The 18376-nt window shown below is 47.2% G+C and carries 18 protein-coding genes, 1 tRNA gene and 1 riboswitch; of the genes, 5 read left to right on the top strand and 14 right to left on the bottom strand.

Annotated elements, in window-relative coordinates; all coding sequences use genetic code 11:
- Nucleotides 1–2: 2 nt before the first annotated feature.
- The 11 genes from ACNI23_RS18400 to ACNI23_RS18350 form a co-directional block, all read right to left on the bottom strand.
- Nucleotides 3–140 carry a hypothetical protein gene (locus ACNI23_RS18400; RefSeq protein WP_420250729.1) on the bottom strand — a complete coding sequence of 46 codons (138 nt, stop codon included), beginning with the start codon at nt 138–140 and terminating at the stop codon, nt 3–5.
- A 117-nt stretch (nt 141–257) separates the two neighbouring features.
- Complete coding sequence (locus ACNI23_RS18395; RefSeq protein ID WP_420250728.1) at nt 258–884, bottom strand: MBL fold metallo-hydrolase; 627 nt, start codon at nt 882–884, stop codon at nt 258–260.
- Nucleotides 884–1402 carry a nitroreductase family protein gene (locus tag ACNI23_RS18390; RefSeq protein WP_420250727.1) on the bottom strand — a complete coding sequence of 173 codons (519 nt, stop codon included), beginning with the start codon at nt 1400–1402 and terminating at the stop codon, nt 884–886. Before ACNI23_RS18390 ends, ACNI23_RS18395 begins: the two co-directional genes overlap by 1 nt.
- 14 nt (nt 1403–1416) lie before the next feature.
- Nucleotides 1417–2007 carry a hypothetical protein gene (locus ACNI23_RS18385; protein ID WP_420250726.1) on the bottom strand — a complete coding sequence of 197 codons (591 nt, stop codon included), beginning with the start codon at nt 2005–2007 and terminating at the stop codon, nt 1417–1419.
- A 147-nt stretch (nt 2008–2154) separates the two neighbouring features.
- A complete protein-coding gene (locus ACNI23_RS18380) occupies nt 2155–2427 on the bottom strand; it encodes a hypothetical protein (RefSeq protein WP_420250725.1) in 273 nt (90 codons plus the stop codon).
- A 265-nt stretch (nt 2428–2692) separates the two neighbouring features.
- A riboswitch (SAM riboswitch) is annotated at nt 2693–2793 on the bottom strand.
- A gap of 104 nt (nt 2794–2897) precedes the next feature.
- Nucleotides 2898–4469, bottom strand: a complete 1572-nt coding sequence (locus tag ACNI23_RS18375; protein WP_420250724.1) for a DHA2 family efflux MFS transporter permease subunit — start codon at nt 4467–4469, stop codon at nt 2898–2900.
- A gap of 2 nt (nt 4470–4471) precedes the next feature.
- A complete protein-coding gene (locus ACNI23_RS18370) occupies nt 4472–5674 on the bottom strand; it encodes an HlyD family secretion protein (RefSeq protein WP_420250723.1) in 1203 nt (400 codons plus the stop codon).
- Between the two features lie 23 nt (nt 5675–5697).
- A complete protein-coding gene (locus ACNI23_RS18365) occupies nt 5698–6267 on the bottom strand; it encodes a TetR/AcrR family transcriptional regulator (protein ID WP_420250722.1) in 570 nt (189 codons plus the stop codon).
- 127 nt (nt 6268–6394) lie between these two features.
- A complete protein-coding gene (locus tag ACNI23_RS18360) occupies nt 6395–7954 on the bottom strand; it encodes a DNA repair protein RecN (protein WP_420250721.1) in 1560 nt (519 codons plus the stop codon).
- Nucleotides 7955–7966: 12 nt separating this feature from the next.
- Nucleotides 7967–8812, bottom strand: coding sequence for an ABC transporter permease (locus ACNI23_RS18355; RefSeq protein ID WP_420250720.1), 846 nt, complete (start codon nt 8810–8812; stop codon nt 7967–7969).
- Nucleotides 8812–9804, bottom strand: coding sequence for an ABC transporter permease (locus ACNI23_RS18350; protein WP_420250719.1), 993 nt, complete (start codon nt 9802–9804; stop codon nt 8812–8814). The genes ACNI23_RS18355 and ACNI23_RS18350 overlap by 1 nt, the downstream gene beginning before the upstream one ends.
- A gap of 250 nt (nt 9805–10054) precedes the next feature.
- Between ACNI23_RS18350 and ACNI23_RS18345 the strand changes: the two genes are divergently transcribed.
- Nucleotides 10055–10130: transfer RNA gene (locus ACNI23_RS18345), tRNA-Ala, on the top strand.
- Between the two features lie 138 nt (nt 10131–10268).
- Here the strand turns inward: ACNI23_RS18345 and ACNI23_RS18340 are convergent.
- The 3 genes from ACNI23_RS18340 to ACNI23_RS18330 form a co-directional block, all read right to left on the bottom strand.
- Nucleotides 10269–10478, bottom strand: coding sequence for a rubredoxin (locus ACNI23_RS18340; protein WP_420250718.1), 210 nt, complete (start codon nt 10476–10478; stop codon nt 10269–10271).
- Nucleotides 10479–10550: 72 nt separating this feature from the next.
- Nucleotides 10551–11216, bottom strand: a complete 666-nt coding sequence (locus ACNI23_RS18335; RefSeq protein WP_420250717.1) for a YaaA family protein — start codon at nt 11214–11216, stop codon at nt 10551–10553.
- A 62-nt stretch (nt 11217–11278) separates the two neighbouring features.
- Nucleotides 11279–11869: a TetR/AcrR family transcriptional regulator gene (locus tag ACNI23_RS18330; RefSeq protein ID WP_420250716.1), complete on the bottom strand. Its 591-nt coding sequence runs from the start codon at nt 11867–11869 to the stop codon at nt 11279–11281.
- A gap of 136 nt (nt 11870–12005) precedes the next feature.
- On the opposite strand from ACNI23_RS18330, the gene ACNI23_RS18325 reads away from it, so the two are divergent.
- The 4 genes from ACNI23_RS18325 to ACNI23_RS18310 all read left to right on the top strand — a co-directional run bounded on the left by ACNI23_RS18325 (nt 12006) and on the right by ACNI23_RS18310 (nt 18329).
- Nucleotides 12006–12806, top strand: coding sequence for an EFR1 family ferrodoxin (locus ACNI23_RS18325; RefSeq protein WP_420250715.1), 801 nt, complete (start codon nt 12006–12008; stop codon nt 12804–12806).
- Between the two features lie 169 nt (nt 12807–12975).
- A complete protein-coding gene (locus tag ACNI23_RS18320; protein ID WP_420250714.1) occupies nt 12976–14979 on the top strand; it encodes a molybdopterin-containing oxidoreductase family protein in 2004 nt (667 codons plus the stop codon).
- Between the two features lie 96 nt (nt 14980–15075).
- Entirely contained in the window at nt 15076–16053 is a 978-nt protein-coding gene (locus ACNI23_RS18315; protein WP_420250713.1) for an ABC transporter substrate-binding protein, read from the top strand.
- Nucleotides 16054–16064: 11 nt separating this feature from the next.
- Complete coding sequence (locus tag ACNI23_RS18310) at nt 16065–18329, top strand: ATP-binding protein (protein WP_420250712.1); 2265 nt, start codon at nt 16065–16067, stop codon at nt 18327–18329.
- The last annotated feature ends 47 nt before the right edge of the window (nt 18330–18376 follow it).

Below are 18376 nucleotides of genomic sequence, written 5' to 3'. Positions count from 1 at the left end.
CTTTAATCGTTATTTTTGGCCCGTGGTATTTTGCTGTGGAAGACCGCGCGAACGTGATCTTCTTCTTGATATGTTTCAAGGGTCCATTCGGGCAGGATTTCCAGTTGATGGTAAAGCTGCTCGACAGTTCCTTTATCCACAAGGGCGGTTATTTCATCGGTCCGCGCAAAACGGAGGTACCAACCTACCTCCAGTCCTACGCCTCAGCACTTGTTGCGGACATCAACGATCTTTTTCTCGTTCATCTTGTCCTCCGCTTAGATATGGACCCCGCTGAAATAGGGGTTGTGATTCATTTCGTCGCCAACGCTGGTAGACGGTCCGTGTCCTGCAAAGAGTTCAGTTTCAGCCGGAAGAGTAAAGATCTTCTCTTTAACTGAATTCAGCAGCTGTTCAGTGTCGCCGTATGGAAAATCAGTTCTGCCGATGGAACGGCGGAAAATGAGGTCACCTACGATTGCCGATTTCAGGGCCGGGAAATGGAAGGTCAGGCTGCCCGGAGTGTGTCCGGGAGTGGAGTAAATGTTACACTCCAGTCCGATAAGCTCGGTTTCTCCTTCGCCGATGTGTTCACTTTCAAAGTGCGGAACTTCCGGGAATCCCATCAGGCCGCCGCGTCCAACCTGTGTATCCATGAGCACGAGGTCATCATTGGAAGCGTAGATGGTCTTTCCGGTCGCATCGGCCAATGCGCGGTTGCCGAGGATATGGTCAAAGTGGAGATGGGTATTGAGGATGCGGTCCAGTTCTACTCCGGTCTTTTTCAGATAGGAAAGTACCGGGGTCGGGTCTCCGCCCGGATCAATTACCAGCGCCTTGTTTTCATTAACGATTACAAAACAGTTGGTCTCAAGGGGACCGAGGGGAAAAATCTTGATTTCCATTAAAAATCCTCCAACATATATTCTGAGAGTTCGTTTCGTTTTGAGCTGCCCTGCTGGTCCGGGTGACCGAGGGCGATAACAACCTGCAGTTCATAGCGTTCAGCAGGTAGCTTTAGCACTTCCAGCACCTGACCCTGCTGATTGATAATTTCGCCGAGCCAGACAGTTCCCAGCCCAAGTGAATGGGCGGCCAGCATCATGTTTTGAGTGCATGCTCCGGCACCCTGATGATCTTTCATTTCACTGTACATGGCCTGTTTATCGAGAAATAAGCAGAGCAGGACTTTCGCGGCTTTGACGATGTGACCGTACTTGGTGCATTCCGCAAGCGGTTCGACACGTGAGTCATCGTCATGGATGACCAGAAAACGGTACGGCTGGTTGTTCAGCCCACTGGGTGTCCAGCGGCCGGCTTCCAGAATAGCGGTCAGGTCTTCTTTTGAGACTGGCTCAGCTGTAAATTTTCTGATGGAACGGCGTTCAAAAATAGCTTCAAGTACAGGATTGGTCTTGGTCATGATTACTCCTTTCTTTAGAAGGGTGCGCCTCGGAAGATATTGATTTTGTCGATGGCCCGGTCGAATTCTTTGGGGTTGAGCTCCCGGTTGAGGTCATCATCGAAATCTTTAAAATTGGCTTTCAACTGGATGGCTTCAGCCTCCTGTCCATCGATTTTTCCATCCTTGTTGACGTCAGCTTCGTCAAATGAAGGGATAGGCTGTCTTATTTCATATTTCTCGATGATGGCGCAGCGAATGTGTCTGCCATCTGTATCGTAAGTAACATCAATAAAAGTGCCGGGATCAACATAAAGTTTAGTGCAGGTGTCGCCGGAGTAGAGATCCTTGCCGTTTTTGCCTTCAAGGGCCAGCTTGATTTTGGCTTTGCCGCCTTTCTTGTCAAAGCAGTCTTTGTTGTAGAGTGAGTTGCAAGTGCAGTCGGCAATGGTCTTGGGGTTGATACGTCCGAATTTGTAGTCATTGGACTTGCCCCAGACTCTGATAATGGAATCTGTATGGTTGATGACAGTAAAAATTGTTTCATCAGCTGCAGCGGATGTGACTGTCATTGCCAACAGGGCGGCGGGCAGGACTGCGGTTTTCAAGAAGCCTTTGATGTTCATGGTTTTCTCCCGGATTGTGATGTTGCCTTTATTTAATCGTACACGGGGCGAATTGCAAGGATAGAAAAAGCCCTCCAGGATCAATCCGGGAGGGCTTTCATACTTCTGATAAAGCACCATCTGCGGCGTTGCAGCAAACCTTGGTGTTTAGACCAGCTTGCCGAAGGACAAGATGATGTTCTTACGGTAAGTACGGTTTTTCCAAACGGATTCGGCTCCGTCTTCTTCAATCTCACGGGCAATAATCTTGCGCAGTTCTTCTTTCTGGATATTGCCCAGGTGAAGTTCGCTGATGTCGCCAAGCAGTGCGAGGGGATCGGTATAGTCAGCCGGAAAAGGCTCACTTTCATTGTCCCTGCAGAAGAAGCAGATTGTTCCGGAGTGAAAATTGCCGGTAGCTTTTTTTACGATGTCGGTCATTGGTTTGTCTCCATGTTTGCGTCCTGCTTCCATAAGAATGCCCTGAAGCATTTGACGCCTGATGTTCTGCTAGCAGTAAATATGCCGTGCAAAACTTTCCTCATCCGGGCATTTTAGCGGCATCTGTTTTTTAGGTGGGAGCGCAAGTATCCATAAATCATCCCACCGGATTTCCCGTCTGATCAAAGCTGACTTCAGGGCATCCAGAAACGAAAAAAGGCATCTCCAATCGGAAATGCCTTTAAGAAATTCAATGTCTTAATCCCTCTCATGGGTCCCGTAACGGGAAGGCGTTGGCACCTTGCTGCGAAAGCAGGTTGCCGGATGGTCGACGGGCCGATTTCCCTCGCATCCTCTACATGAGTAAATATTTTTCGATTCAAAGAACGTAGCCACAAGATATTCACGGGATGGTAGTCCGTCAATAACTTTTTTGCTGGAAGGGACAATAATGTTGTTTGCTCTCGGATTTATTTACCTTTTTTATTCAAAGCCAGAATGGCTGATTTACTGGGCATAATGAAAATAAGAGGAATCAGTAGCAGGAATAGGCCGCCGAAAATAAATGAAATATCATTGTAAGCGAGCATTTTTGCCTGTTTAACCACAATCTGGTTTAACAAACCGAGAGTATATTGTGATGCTGCTACGGAGTTTACCCCGAGTTCATGTATGAGCCGTGTAGTTTCGGTAAGGAAGTCTTGCGATACATGCCTCCCGTCACTGACGTTTTCCATTAAAAATGAGGTATGAATCTGAATTTTTCTATCCAGAAGAACTGCTACCAGAGCATAGCCGATGTTTCCTCCGATGCGCCTGCCAAGGGTGTATATGCTCGATGCATCAGTAATATGTGATTTTTCCATTGTGCACAGCGAAACAGCACTGAGCGGGATGAACATGAAAGGCATGCCTATGCCCATGATAAGCAGAGGCCAGACCATATCGCCCATTCCAGCTTGGGTGTTAAGCTGCATGAGGTCATAATATGAGTAGAGGATAATGATTATGCCCGAGAAAACGAGAGCTTTGGGGCCGACCTTTTGGTAAAGCATCCCCGCAACCGGCATAAACAGCATCAAAGTGATGGCCCGGGGGGCGAGAGCCAGTCCGGATTCAAATGCAGGGTAGCCAAGCAGTTGCTGGGTAAACTGCGGCAACACAAATGTTGTTCCGAAAAGAGATATGCCGAAGATCATCCCCATGAGTGAACCTAGTGTAAGGTTCTTGTCTTTAAGGATGCGCAGGTTGACCACAGGGTCTTTACAGCGCAATTCCCAGAATATCATGATCAGAAAAGAAAGGATCGTAGCAATACTCATGATGGTTATGAACTCGGATTCAAACCATTGCTCTTCCTGTCCCCGTTCCAGCACAATCTGCATTCCGGTTAAAAACACCGTCAGCAACCCTATGCCGAGCCAGTCGATGGATTGGATGCCTCTACGCAGATAGGGAGGGTCATGCACAAATTTAGCCGTCAGGAAGAGTGTACCGATGCATACGGGAATATTGATATAAAAAATCCATGGCCAGCCCCACTGGTCTGTAAGTATGCCCCCTAAAATCGGCCCCATTGCCGGGGCCAGAACGACCCCCATTCCATAAATGGACATTGCCATTCCCTGTTCTTCAAGGGGAAAAGTCTCACGCAATATGGCTTGCGAGATGGGAATTAATGCTCCTCCGCCGATTCCTTGGATAATGCGGTAAATGATCATTTCTTCGAAGCTAGTGGCTATGCCGCAGAAAATAGAGCCAAGGGTAAAAAGAAGCATAGAAAGCAGGTAGAAATTTCTGCGTCCCAGCAGCGAACTCCACCATCCGGCCATAGTGACCATGATGATTTCCGCGATGCTGTAACTGGTTGCGACCCAAGTTATTGATGAAACACTGGTTCCGAAACTGCCCATCATATGGGACATGGAAACATTGACCACACTGGTATCCATTACCGCAATAAAAGCGCCGAGCATTACAGTAATAGCGATAGTCCAGCGTTCGGCAGGAGAGGTCTCCTCCGGAGATTTGAAACTGGACAATTTTATTTCCGTCCTTCGGAAGAGGCAACTTGCTGCGGTTCGTCCGTCTTGGAAGATATATCAACACTGGGAATTACCGACATGCCGGGGGCGAGTGTATAGGCTAAGGCGGGATCATCGAAAACGATTTTTACCGGAACGCGTTGGACTACCTTAATGAAGTTTCCGGCAGCATTTTCAGGAGGCAGCAAGGTAAATCTTGATCCTGTTCCGCGCTGAATTGAGTCCACATGTCCGTTGAATTCAATTCCGGGGAATGAATCAATATCAATATCGACATGTTGCCCTTCACGCATATTTTTGATTTGAGTTTCTTTGAAATTTGCAACAATCCAGACTTCAGGGCTGACAATATTAAGCAGTTTTTGTCCGGCCATCACATAGTTACCGGATTCGACTGTTTTCTTAGTGATGTAACCGGAGCAGGGGGCGGTGATGCGGGTGTAGGATAAATTCAACTGAGCCTGTCTAACCTGTGCTTCAGCTTCTTCAAGTTTAGCCCTGCGGATTTCTGTTTGAGCGAAAGCCTGCTGGAGTTTCCCCGCTGCGGCTTCTATTCCGGCTTGAGCTTCCAGTATTTTGGCGTTTTGAGTATAGATGTTTGATTTAGCGGATCTTAAGTTTGCCCGGGCCATTTTTTCCTGCGCTTTCGCATGGTCAAATTCCTGAATGCTTACTGCTCCGGCTTTGGCAATACGGCTAATACGGCTCAGGTCATTTGCATCGCGGAAATGCCCCGCTTCGGCTTCACTAACTTGTGCCCTATATCTTGAAAGCACAGCTGTCTGAGATGAGAACTCAGCCTGCTTTTGTGACAGTTCCTTTTCGGCAGCCACTACCAGAGCTTCTGCTTCCTTTACAGCTGCATTTGCAGAATCTTTACGTGCTTCGGCGATCTCCAGTGCTACCTGATAATTCCTGAGATCTATTTCAGCGAGAAGTTGTCCCTCTTCGACTTTTTGGTTGTCTGAAATAAAGACTTTTGAAACATGTCCGGGAACTCTTGGGCTGATAGAGACAACGTGGGCTTCTATGAAGGCGTCATCTGTTGATTCGTGATTTATTGCGTGTTCATAAAAAGGGTATGCTACCGCAACACCAAGAATCAGTACTAATACGCTGGAGATGATGGTTATTTTAAATTTTTTGGCCGGGATTTTGTTTTTAGTCTGAGTGTCTTGTTTTGGGCTGGACTCTTTGCTCATAATTTTAACCTGATGAAATAGCCTTAACGGTCTGGTTTGAGGGCTTTAAATACGAAATTGCATGCATGTGCGCAGAATTCTTCGTGGTTTAGACCTTCAGGTGGGAATATGGAGATGGAACGAATAAAACTCGGGATGTATTGAGAAGTAAATCTGGGGCAAGAATCTTCAAATTCTCCTGTTTCAACCCCTTCTTCTATGACTTCTTGGATCATTCCCCATAATTCGGTTCTTTTATCCTGCCATTCTCCGCCTTCAGGAAAATGCATAACTCTGCTCAGCAAATGTGCATTGGTAGCTTTCATAAACATGAAAGTGGACATCTCGCGAATGATGGCTTCCATTTTTTCCGTAGGAGAGAGAGTTTCCTGATTAGTATGCTTTCTCAGCGTATCTACCAGAATTGAAAATCCCCTGAAAAGAACTGCAAAGTAGAGGTCGTCTTTATTTTTGAAGTAAAGATAAAGGGTGCCTTTTCCTACCCGTGCGGCATGAGCGACATCACTCAACAGAACCTTATGGAAAGCCTGATTAGCGAACATCTCCGCGGCAGTGTCTAAAATACGTGTTTCTTTTTCGGAATATTCTTTCATGTTTTCGAGCTCACAACTGCTTCCTGAAGATTAGTGTTCTCCTCTTCAGAACTGACCAGTCAGTTTTATGTTTTGTTGATTTAAAGCCACCTGAAAAAAGTGTCAAAGACTGACTCAGAGTTCTGGGTTACTCCTTCCCAGCCATCCTAGCCAACTCAGCCTCAACTTCAATTGTATTCAATTGACGGCAGGTGGTGAAAGTTTCCTTGTTAACTACGCCCTTGTGAATCAGGAAGTGACGTTCAGCTAATGCGGCGAGCTGAGGCCAGTGAGTGATGACTATGAGCTGCTGGCGGTCAGCAAGTTCCTGCATTTTTTCGCCTACGCGGTTCAGGGTATGCCCGCCGATGCCGGAATCTACTTCATCGAAGATCAGGGTCGGCTTTTCAGATTCGCCTTGTAATCCGGTAATTGCCAGCAGAAAACGGGAAAGCTCACCGCCGGATGCGATTTTATCCAGAGGCTGGGGCGCCTGACCGGGGTTGGGAATCCACATCAAGCGTCCGCGCATTTCATTGAGCCCCGGATAAAGTTCATGGGGCTGGAATTCAAATTTGACCTGAACATGCTCTGAAAAACCCAGTCCTTTAAGCTCTGTAACTACGCGGTCGGTAAGTTTCTTCGCGGCAATTTTGCGAGCTGCAGACAGTTTGTCCAAGGCAGTGGAAAGTTTTTCAACCAGTTCCTTTTCATGCTTTTCAATCTGGGCCAGTTCAAGGGAACAGGAATCCAAGAAGTCGAGGTTTTCCTGAATTTCATTTTTCAGGTCCACAATTTCATCAAGAGTGCGGCCTAGTTTTCGCTTGAGCTTGGAGAGCTCATAAAGCCGGGATTCAATGTCGTCGATGTTGTCTTCGGAATCAAAATCAAGGGGTTGTGCACGCAGTTTTCCTGCCAACTCATCCAAGAAATGCTTAAATTCAATGACTGTCTCGCGGTCCTGATCATAGTCCGGGAAAAGGTCGCAAATGCGCTCCATTTCAGAGCCGAGAGCGGAAACACCGCCGGAAACATCAAGCTGTCCGCGCATGATGTCCATGGCGTTGTCGATGCATTTCCCAGCATCTTCCTGCGCCCGCAAAGCGTTTTTCTTTTCTAGCAGCTCATCTTCCTCGCCGGGATAGGGAGATACCTTTTCAATTTCAGTGCGTTGGAATTCGAGAAAATCTTTTTTTTCAAGAAGGGACGCGGAACGTGCTTTCAATTCTTCCTTTTTTGTCAGCAAGGCTCGCAGAGAAGTCAGAATTTCATCCTTCTTTTCCGGGAGCGTGGTGTCAGCAAGGAAAGTATCCAGCATGCGGCATTGGTAAGCAGGCTGGAGCAGCTTCTGCTGGGCATGCTGGCTCGTATGCAGAATCATGGACGATCCCATTTCACGAATGGTGTTCTGGGAGCTGAGTTTGTCGTTTACGTAGACCCTGCTTCGTCCTGTCTCTGCGGAAAGTACCCGACGGACAATGGATTCCGATCCGTCCGGGTGTATGAACAGCGCTTCCACGAATGCTTGTTCCTTACCGGGGCGGACCATATCAGGACGCATTTTTTGTCCGGTCAGGAAGTCGATGGCCCGCAGGATGAAGGATTTACCGGCTCCGGTTTCCCCGGTGAGCACGTTCATGCCCGCAGAGAACTCAATTTCAGCATCTTCGATGAGTGCGAGGTCGCGTATTCTGAGCAGTTCCAGCATTGTTTTTACCGTCTATTGTTTAAGTCTGGGGTCAAGGATATCGCGCAGGGCTTCGCCTAGCAGGTTGTAGCCGAGTACGGTCAGCAGGATAGCCATGCCGGGAAAAATTGAAAGCCACGGAGCTATTTCCAGCACTTCCTTGCCGTCCATGAGCAGGTTACCCCATGAAGGATCAGGAGGCTGCACACCGAGACCGAGGAAGCTGAGCGATGACTCTACAAGGATTGCCCCGGCCACACCAAGGGTCGCAGATACCAGTACCGGGGTAATGGCGTTGGGCAGAATGTGGGTCAGCATGATGCGGATCGGTCCGGCTCCTGCCAAGCGTGAGGCTTGCACGAAATCGCGTTTACGCAGGGAGAGAGTCTCCGCACGCACCAATCTTGCCACCCCCATCCACGAGGTGAATCCGATTACGATCATGATATTGGTCAGTCCCGGTTCGAGGAAGGCGATGACCGCGAGAATCAGGAAAAATGACGGGAAACAGAGCATTACATCCACCCCGCGCATAATGATTTCATCAACGAGTCCACCGAAATATCCGGCAGCAAGGCCCAGTGCCAGCCCGATGGCTGTGGAAATTCCCACCGCAACAAAACCTACCCAAAGTGAAACCCGTCCGCCGTAGAGCATGCGGGCAAAAACATCGCGGCCCAGTGCGTCGGTACCGAATAGGTGTGTTGTACTCGGCCCTTGCAGCAGATGATCAACATTCAGGGCATTTGGATCATATGGGGTCAGCAGGGGAGCGAAAATTGCCGCCAGCGATACTGTTCCCACAAGGAAAAGCCCGAGATACAGCAAGCCGTATCTTTGCAGTTTTGAGGGTGGTGTAAGCGGTTTTTTGTTAGCCATCAGTCCTGCCCCCCTGCACGGATACGCGGGTCGGCAAGTCCGTAGGCCATATCTGCCAGCAGGTTCCCGGCTAAGGTCAGCATGGCGCCGAGTACCAGTGAGCCCATGATCAACGAATAGTCGCGGGCCATTACCGCTCCGTAGAAAAGCTGTCCCAGTCCGGGCAGGGCGAAGATTGATTCAATGATTACGCTGCCGCCGATCAGTCCCGGAATGGACAGGCCGAGGATGGTAATCACCGGCAGCAATCCGTTGCGCAGAGCATGCTTGAAAAGGACTTTGCGCATGGGCAACCCTTTAGCCTTGGCGGTTGTGATGTAATCCTGACGCAGCACTTCCAGCATGGAAGACCTCATGAATCTAGACATCCCGGCGAGACTGCCGAAGGTATAAATAAAAATAGGCAGAGCCAGATGGCGGGCCAGATCGACCATTTTTCCCCACGGTGAAAGCAACTCGTAATCAAGGGAAGTCAGACCGGAGATAGGAAAGATGGGATGGTAGATACCCAGCCAAAGCATAAGCAGGAGTGCCAGCCAGAAGCCCGGCACGGCAAAGCCGATAAAGACCAGTACGGTCATCCCCCTATCAAACCAGCCGTCCTGCCGCCATGCCGAATACATCCCTATGGGGACGGCAATCATAAGCGTAAGGAAGAGCGAAGCCATGTTCATGCCGAAGGTTAGCGGCAACCGTTCCTTGATGCGGTCCCATACCGGACGCCGGTCACCGGACATGGACAGACCGAAATCGAATTTTGCAAGACGGGTCACCCAGTTTATGTATTGTTCGTGGATAGGTTTATCCAGACCGTACAGCTTTTCCAGTTTCTGGCGTGTTTCAACCGTGGCTGTGGGGTTGAGGGTGGTTTCCATATCAGTGGGCGAACCGGGAGCAAGGTGGATAACCCAGAAGCTGATTACCGTAATGCCGATGAAGACAACGGAAACCCAGGCGAATTTTGAAAGAATTTTTAAGGCAATGTCCAGCATGGTACCTCATTTAAAAATAGCAGGTTAGACAGCGTCAATCTGGAGGCAAGATACTTCAAGTCGACGCTGGAGGCAATAGTCTGTGTTTATAAAAAGTAAACTTATGTTGTGTTTTGTTTACAAAGGTCGATGTGAAGGCAAGCTTACCCCAAGCGGGCGGGCAGGGAAATCCATTTATGCTAAAATAATTGAAAAAGAGAGTTGACAGCGGAGGCAGGTTTTTATAAATCCTACATCACCCAACACGAGTGGGGCTGTAGCTCAGTTGGGAGAGCGCTTGAATGGCATTCAAGAGGCCGTGGGTTCAATTCCCTCCAGCTCCACCAGATATTTCAAGGACTTACAATTACAATTGTAAGTCCTTTTTTGTTTTACACCGTTTTTACGGACTGAATATAAGGACTTATGATGAGAATCGTAAGTCCTTTTTGTGATCGATGTTGGAAAGTTGTTGCGATGGCGACTTAAGTGCCTTCAGCAAGAGTTGAACCCGGACCAGCCAATGGCCGAAAAGTTTTTTTAGAAGACCCACAATGCGGACATTTCCAGTCGTTAGGAAGATCTGCGAAAGCTGTTCCGGGAGCGGTGTTGGTTTTCGGTTCACCTTTGTCGGGGTCGTAAATGTAACCGCAGTTGCTTACCTGACATTGGTACATATCTTTGGGATCAGCCATAGTTTCCTCCTGTTGTAGTAGGTTAGATAGCTTTAGAGGGTTTGTTTTTATTAAGCTAACATAAACCACACCCTATGGGTATTCTTTTAAGAAAATATCGCCAGTCCACTTATAGCCATCTTCTTCAAAGTCCTTAAGCTGCTTTGGGTCAGTGATATTATTTTCGATAAGCCATCTGACAAATCGACCTTTAATGTGCTTTCCTTGGTGACCTGCCGGCATCTTCTTTCCTGCTTTTTTCAGGACAAATTCCACCTCAATTCCATTCTCATATTTCACAGCTTTCTTGTGTGCTTGCGGCAGTAAATCAATCACAAATTTATTTTTTAACTGTTCTGAATTGGAGTCCACCCACAACTTGGCAGATTTCAATTTATCAATCTTCAAACGATAATTGGGAATCAAATCAGTAGGTCTGACAAGGCCAAACAACCCAGAAACAATTAGAACTTTCTCATCAAAGTCAGATTTATTTTTCAAAGTTTGATAATCAATGGCATCATAAACAACACCAGTATAGCGCTCAATTGCAGGCATTGTTTTTGAGCTTAAGACTTCTCTATTGGCAGTAATTGCTTTTTCAAGTGCCTTCTCCTTAAGTCCATATAACTTTTTAGGGTCAGCTTTTTTGATCGCTTCAATTAAGTCAGCGGTAATACCTGATACAGCCTTTAAGGGGGCATTGTGTCCGCCTTCAGCTTTGCCTTCGGATGGTGGGATTAGAATGATTGTTTTCATAGATATTGGGATGTCAAGGTTGTTAGGTTATAGCGTTGGCTTCTTCAATAAATTTGCCGAAATCAAAAAAAACCATCATGTTTTCCGAGTCTAATGATTATCTCAGTTAGTTCGTCTGCAAAAGTTTCATCCATCGTTCCATGACCGATCAGCAGTCTATACCACATAGACCCGAATATCAGGTCCACAAGTATATCCAAATCTTGAGTGGAACAAATTTCATTTGCATCAACAGCCTGCCGGAGGATGGATTTAAGTATTTCCTGACGTTTTGCTACGAAATTTTCCCTAAATCTGTCTCTGAATGACTCGTCCTGCTGTGCCAAGGACATTAGGTAACGAAGGTTACTTCCGTCCCCTTCATTAATCGATTTCATGGAGTTTCGGAGAAATTGTCGCAGGGTAATATTTAAAGATTCATAGGGTGGAACATATATTTTTACGTTTGCCTGACTGAGAACCGCTTCAAGCACAATATCTGCCAGTGAAGGCCACCAGCGGTAGATTGTCGGTTTTCCTACCCCGGCTTTTTTGGCAATTGCTTCAATGGTAAGTTTTTTCCCACCATTCTCATTCAGCAACTCGTAGGTTGCGTTCAATACGGCCTGTTGGGCCTTTTCACTTCTGGGGCGTCCGGCTTTGCTCTTGGTCATGTTTTCCGCCTTGTTTTAGCTGATGCTGTCTTGTGCCATGCTTGGAGTGCATTGACAAGTTTATTTTCGTTACGTAACGTAACGAAAATAAGTGGTGCTTAAAATTTAATAAGTAGATGAATAACGGAGCAATTGAATGGATATTAAATCTCTAAAGTTAATATGCTTTTCCCCTACAGGGACAACGGAGCAAGTGGTGCGGGCTGTTGCGCGGGGGATTGGTATTAACGATGTTGAGTTGATCGATGTAACCAAACCGGAAGCAAGGCTGCGTCCGCTGGAATTTTCAGAAGATGAATTGATAGTGGTCGGAGTGCCAGTGTATATGGGCAGGGTTCCGGGGTTGTTGCAGGAATGGTTCGGCAAAATTAAGGCTGACGGCAGTCCTGCGGTCAGTGTGGTTGTGTATGGAAACCGTGTTTATGACGATGCCATGCTTGAGTTAAAGGATCTTCTGCAAGGGCAGGGGGCTGTGCCTATAGCTTGTGCGGCATATATCGGTGAGCATTCTTTCTCAAACTCTGAAATTCCTACAGCACATGGCCGCCCTGATAACAACGACTTGAGCCATGCCGAAATGTTCGGTTCTATGGTTCGGGAAAAACTGGATGCAATTACTGACTTTGCAGAATCCTGCGTGAATGATCTTCCCGGAGAATTTCCTTACCGTGGCAGCACAGAGTTGTGGAATGAGGACTTCATCGTAGTCGATGAAGCCTGCGTTCAGTGCGGATTGTGTGCTGAAATCTGTCCCACAGGTGCTATCGATGCTGAGGACAGTTCGGTCATAGATACAGTTAAATGTATCACCTGCTGTGCCTGCCTCAAAAAGTGTCCGAATCAGGCACGGGCAATGAAAGACGGTCCGGTAAAAGATGCCCGGATTAGGTTGAATAAGCTTTTTTCTGACCCTAAGAAGCCGGAGTTTTATTTGTAAATATATGAAGGTTATACACAGAAAGTGACAGGCGTGATTCTCCTTGGGGGGCACGCCTGTCTTGCGTTCAGCACTGGATTAAGCACGCCTTCTAAGATAGTATGAATTTTACTGACTACGTTTTAAAAATTTCCCTCCAATATTTTCATATTATCCCAAGGTTAAAGCTATGCCGATATATAAATCCATCTGTCCTTACGACTGTCCTACCACCTGCGGCCTTCTCGTTGAGAGCGACGGTACCCGGATTACCAAAGTGAAGGGTGATCCTGATGATCCCATCTGCGGAGGACTGATCTGCCGCAAGATGCAGCGTTATGAAAAATCCATCCATTCGCCAGACAGAATTTTAACACCTCTGAAGCGAACCGGAAAGAAAGGTGAGGGTAGATTTGAACGCATCTCCTGGGATGAGGCTGTGGAAACCATTACCGGAAAATGGAAGCAGTCCTTGGATAAGTACGGCCCGGACTCGATCCTTCCTTTTTACTATTCCGGGGTCATGAGCCTTATCCAGCGAAACTGCGGCGATGCTTTATTCAATAAGATGGGAAGCTGCCAATTGATCAAGACTCTTTGCTCTTCGGCCAAGGGGGCTGGATATCAATCAGTACTGGGCGGTACCGGGGGACTTGATCCTCGCGAGCTGGTCGACAGCGATATGTATATTGTCTGGGGTAGTAACATGAAGGCCACCCGTTTGCAGAGCATGCCTGATCTGGTCAAAGGTCGTAAGCAGGGTAAGCGTGTCGTTCTAATCGAATCTTTTGCCGGGGAAATGGCCCAGTATGCCGATCAGGTAGTGCTGGTAAAACCCGGTACTGATGGGGCTTTGGCTCTCGGTATGATGCACGTGCTGGTCAAGGAAGGTCTGGAAGATGCTGACTTTCTGCAAAATGAATCAGTTGGTTATGCTGAATTCACGAAGACTCTTGATGAGTATACTCCGGAGTGGGCTGAGTCAGTATGCGGTGTTTCGGCGCAGGTGATTGTTGAACTGGCCCGTGAATACGCCGCTGCCACAGCTCCGGCAATCATTCTTGGAAGCGGGAACTCCCGGTACGGAAATGGCGGCATGACTGTACGGTTGATAACCATTCTTTCCGTTTTTACCGGAGCATGGCAGCATTCGGGCGGAGGTCTTTGCGGCTGTAACCCCGGAATGAGGGAGTGTATTGACGCTACCCGTATCACGCGGCCTGATCTGCGTGAACGAGCAGGGCGAAAGGTCAACATCAACCAGCTTGCCATGGCCTTGAAAGGCGAAGAAGGACAGACTCCGATTCGCTGTCTGCATATTTACGGCAGTAATCCGGTCGGTTCGGTTTCCAACCAGCTCGGCATAGAACAGGGACTTACTGATCCTAAGCTTTTTACTGTGGTCCACGAACGGTTTATGACCGATACTGCCCGCTATGCGGATATTATCCTCCCTGCCACATTCTCTGTGGAACAGTCTGACTGCTACAGTGCTTACGGCTATTGTTCCTTTGGAGCGGCGTATAAAATTATCCCTGCCGCCGGGGAGAGTAAGAGCAACTGGGATATATTTTGTCTTCTCGCGAAAGGCATGGGTTATACCGACAGCCATTTTCAGCGCTCTGAAGATGATTTGCTGGCAGAACTTTTTGGTAACCCCATGGCTGGATTGCAGGATATAACTACTGAGCAGCGTGAGGTTTTGAAAACCGGGGGTATGATTTCCCTGCCTTTTGCCGACCATACAAACTGGCAGACTCCTTCTGGAAAAATCGAAATCATTAATAACGCCTTGAAAGATCCTGTTCCTCACTATCAGGAATGCCATGGTGGACCATATCCCTTGCGACTGATTGCGGTGCCCAGTTCCGAAACACTTAATTCCATATTCCTTGAGCGGGACGAGTTGGTGCAAAGTCGCGGATCTATGTTCCTTGAAATCCATCCAGATGATGCCGCGGACCGTAACATTGCGAACGGTGACAGTATTGTGGCCTATAATGATCTGGGAGAGGTTACTTTTACTGCCCGGGTTACTCCTTTGATTGCCAAGGGAGCGGTGGCTGCGGCTGGAATCTTTATGCGCAGGCAATCCGGGAACGGGAATTTGGTAAATACCCTGCATCACGAAAGACTTTCCGACATAGGTGAAGCTACAACTTTGAACGATAATACCGTCGAGGTCCGGATTTAATCCGTGTTTTGAAGTTCTTTTATATTAGGGTTTACCTGATTGAGCCAATATACTATTTTAATATAACCTCAAATCCCCTTTGGACTGGAGGTTCATATGAGGAAAAGTGTTTTGGGCGCAGTAGGGTTACTGCTTTTATTTACCATAGCAATCTATCTATTGTTGCCGTTCAGGGCAGATGAAAAATTATATAGGGTCGGCGTCCTGCAGTTTACCAGAAACAATCTATCCACATTGCAGGGCTTTAAGGACGGCTTGAGAGAACTCGGTTATATTGAAGGTGAAAATATAGAATTTGATTTCGCAGGTCCTGTCTCTTCTAAAAAGGACCTTGGCAGTTACATGCACACGCTGCTTGAAAATGAGCCTGATTTAATTTTTGCTTCTCCTACCCCGGCGGCCATAGTGGCAAAACAAATTACACAGGGAACAAGACTTCCGGTTCTTTTTGCGCCCGTTAATGATCCTGTTGCCGCTGGCATAGTGAAGAATATACGTGCACCGGAAGGCAATATTACCGGAGTTCGACTCTCTGGCAGTGATGGACGCAGGTTGCAGTATTTGAAGGATGTTGTTCCTGCTGTAACCAAAGTCTTTATACCTTATAGCCTTGGGGACAAGAGTGCGGCTGCAAGCGTGAAGATGCTTGAAGAGGCTGCTCCCAAGGTAGGTGTTACTTTGGTTAAGAAGCCTTTTTATCGGGAAACTGACCTCCTTAGTGATATAGAATATGTACCTGCGGATGTGGATGCTGTCCTTTTGCCCAGAGAAGGGCTGGTCATGTCGCGGATTAATGATTTTGTTACCGTTTGCCTTGAACGCAAATTGCCTCTTTCAACCTCGCGTTTCAAGCAGGTGGAAGACGGTGCACTTACCGGGTATGGCTTCAATGGATATGAGATAGGCAAACAGAGTGCACGAATGGCTCACATGATTTTTTCAGGTGCTCCGGTTTCTTCTCTTCCGGTAGAAACATCTGAAGATTACCTGTTTATTAACCTCAAAACCGCTAAAGCCATCGGCGTAAAAATCAGTGATTCCATTTTGCGTCAGGCTAAGAATATCGTCAGATAATCAGGGATATAATGAGATCTCTTTATTCTATTCTCTTCCGTTCATATATGGTGCTTGCGCTTGTCCCGCTTATCCTGCTGGGCATAATGCTGACTGTCTGGATTGCCAGCGGTCAGATTGATGCTTCCTTGCGGCAGGAGAAGGTTATGGCCCGATATGTTGCTAATGATTTGCGACAGTATTTTTCCATGTTGGAAGATAAACTCTTCAGTTTGAATCAGTACAGGGATTTCGGAACCCTTTCGGATCAGGGAATGCGTGATGTCGCGCAGGAGATGATCTCTCGAAGGCCCTTCATATATTCCATAATGATACTTGATGAGACAGGTGGGATTAAGGCAAGAGTTTCCTCAAATATGGTTTATGACGGATCGGAGCCGTTGGATCCTGTTGATTTTCAAATTTATAAGAAGGTAATCGGGACCGGACAGGTCCATTACGGACCTGTGCACGATGATCCTAATTTTAGAGAGTCATTGATGTTGGTGGGTGTACCGCTAAGGGACAGGATGACAGGTCGGTTGGAGATTGTTCTTTTGGCTCAATTCAGGCTGGATATCGTCTGGAAGAATGCTGTGGACCAGAATTATCGGGATGGAGAAAATGTTTTTCTCGTAGCTGAGGATGGAAATGTTTTGGCCCACCCCAACCCTTCGGTTGTTCTTGCCAAAAGAAGCCTGTCTCTAAAGGACGGGGGTAGGATAAGGAAAGATTTTGACGGGAAGTGGGTGATTGGAGCAAGTGCAGACTTAAAACTTGGAGGCCTTACATACAGGGTTGTGGCTGAGCGGGAGGTTAAAACTGCATTGGTTCCTGCAATCCGCTCTGCTGGCGTAGCTCTGCTCGCGACTTTACTTACCGCAGCTTTGGTCTTCGTTGCTACCGTTCGAAATGTTCGAAGGGTTACTCACCCGGTTAAGCTCTTGACTGAGGCCGCACTTAATATCAAGGATGATGGTTTTTATCCCGGAATTTCGGTCAGTGGTTTCAAGGAGATCAAAGAGTTGTCGTTGGCTTTTGATTCAATGACCCGCAATCTGCAACGCATGCTTGAAGAGCTGGAGCACGAAGTGCAGATCAGGAAAGAGTCAGAAGAAGCTCTTTTATGTAGTGAAGAACGTTTCCGGGCCCTGCATAATGCTTCTTTCGGTGGGATAGCCATCCATGAGCAGGGTATGATTTTGGATTGTAATCAGGGCTTGGCTGAAATCTCCGGTTTTGATGTTGATAAGCTTGTGGGGATGGATATTTTGCAATTGATATCTGAGACTTCACGCCATTTTGTTCAGGATAATATTCGCAATGAAGTCGAGGCTTCCTATGAGGCCAAAGCCATGCGTAAATGTGGGGTTGAGTATCCGGTCCGGCTTGAGTCCAGAAATATACCTTACAAGGGCCGTGTGGTTCAGGTTCTTGAATTCAGGGATATGACCAGCCAGAAAAGAGCTGAAGAATTTATTATCCAAAATGAAAAGATGATGTCTCTGGGAGGGCTCGCAGCAGGTATGGCCCATGAGATCAACAACCCGTTGGCCGCTATTGTAGGGTCGTGCCAGAATCTGCGGAACAGGTTGCTCAAGGAAAATCCAATGAATATTAAAATTGCTGAAGAGTGCGGCACTTCATTTGAGAAAATTGTCAGCTACGCACAGGCTCGTGATTGTGACAAGATGGTTGAATCTATTTACGAATCAGGGAAACGGGCTGCTGATATTGTTAAGGATATGCTCAGTTTTAGCCGTCAAAGTGAGAAGGCGCTCGTCAGCAACAAAGTTACGGATTTAATGGACAGGACAATCAAGCTGGTCAGCAATGATTATGATCTAAAAAAGAATTATGATTTCAAAAAGATCGATATAATCAGAGAGTATTCAGATTCCAACGGTAACGTGGTCTGTTACAGCAATCAGATTCAGCAGGTGTTTTTCAATCTACTCAAGAATTCTGCCCACGCTATGGCTGATAAGGAATATATTGATGATGCCCCCCGGTTGATTATTAGGAGCTACATTAGAGACAATATGAGTGTTACTGAGGTGGAAGACAATGGGCCGGGGCTGTCTGAGGAAGCTCGCAAGAGAGTATTTGAGCCGTTTTTCTCCACTAAAGGGCCCGGAAAAGGAACAGGACTTGGATTGTCAGTGTCATATTTTATTGTCGTCAAGCAGCATGGAGGTTCGATGGAAGTCTTCTCGGAGCCGGGGGAGTGGACTCGATTTGTGATCAGTATTCCCGTTAAAGGTCCTGAAAGTGTAAGCGGGGCTGGTATGTCCTGATATTTTTATGTTAAATTTGATAAATAGTGTTGACAGTCGGTGCCGGA

The sequence above is a fragment of the Maridesulfovibrio pacificus (SeqCode) genome (assembly GCF_048612815.1).
Classification (GTDB): domain Bacteria; phylum Desulfobacterota; class Desulfovibrionia; order Desulfovibrionales; family Desulfovibrionaceae; genus Maridesulfovibrio; species Maridesulfovibrio pacificus.
Note: the sequence above shows the minus strand (reverse complement) of the source record. Positions and strands in the feature narration are given on the sequence as shown.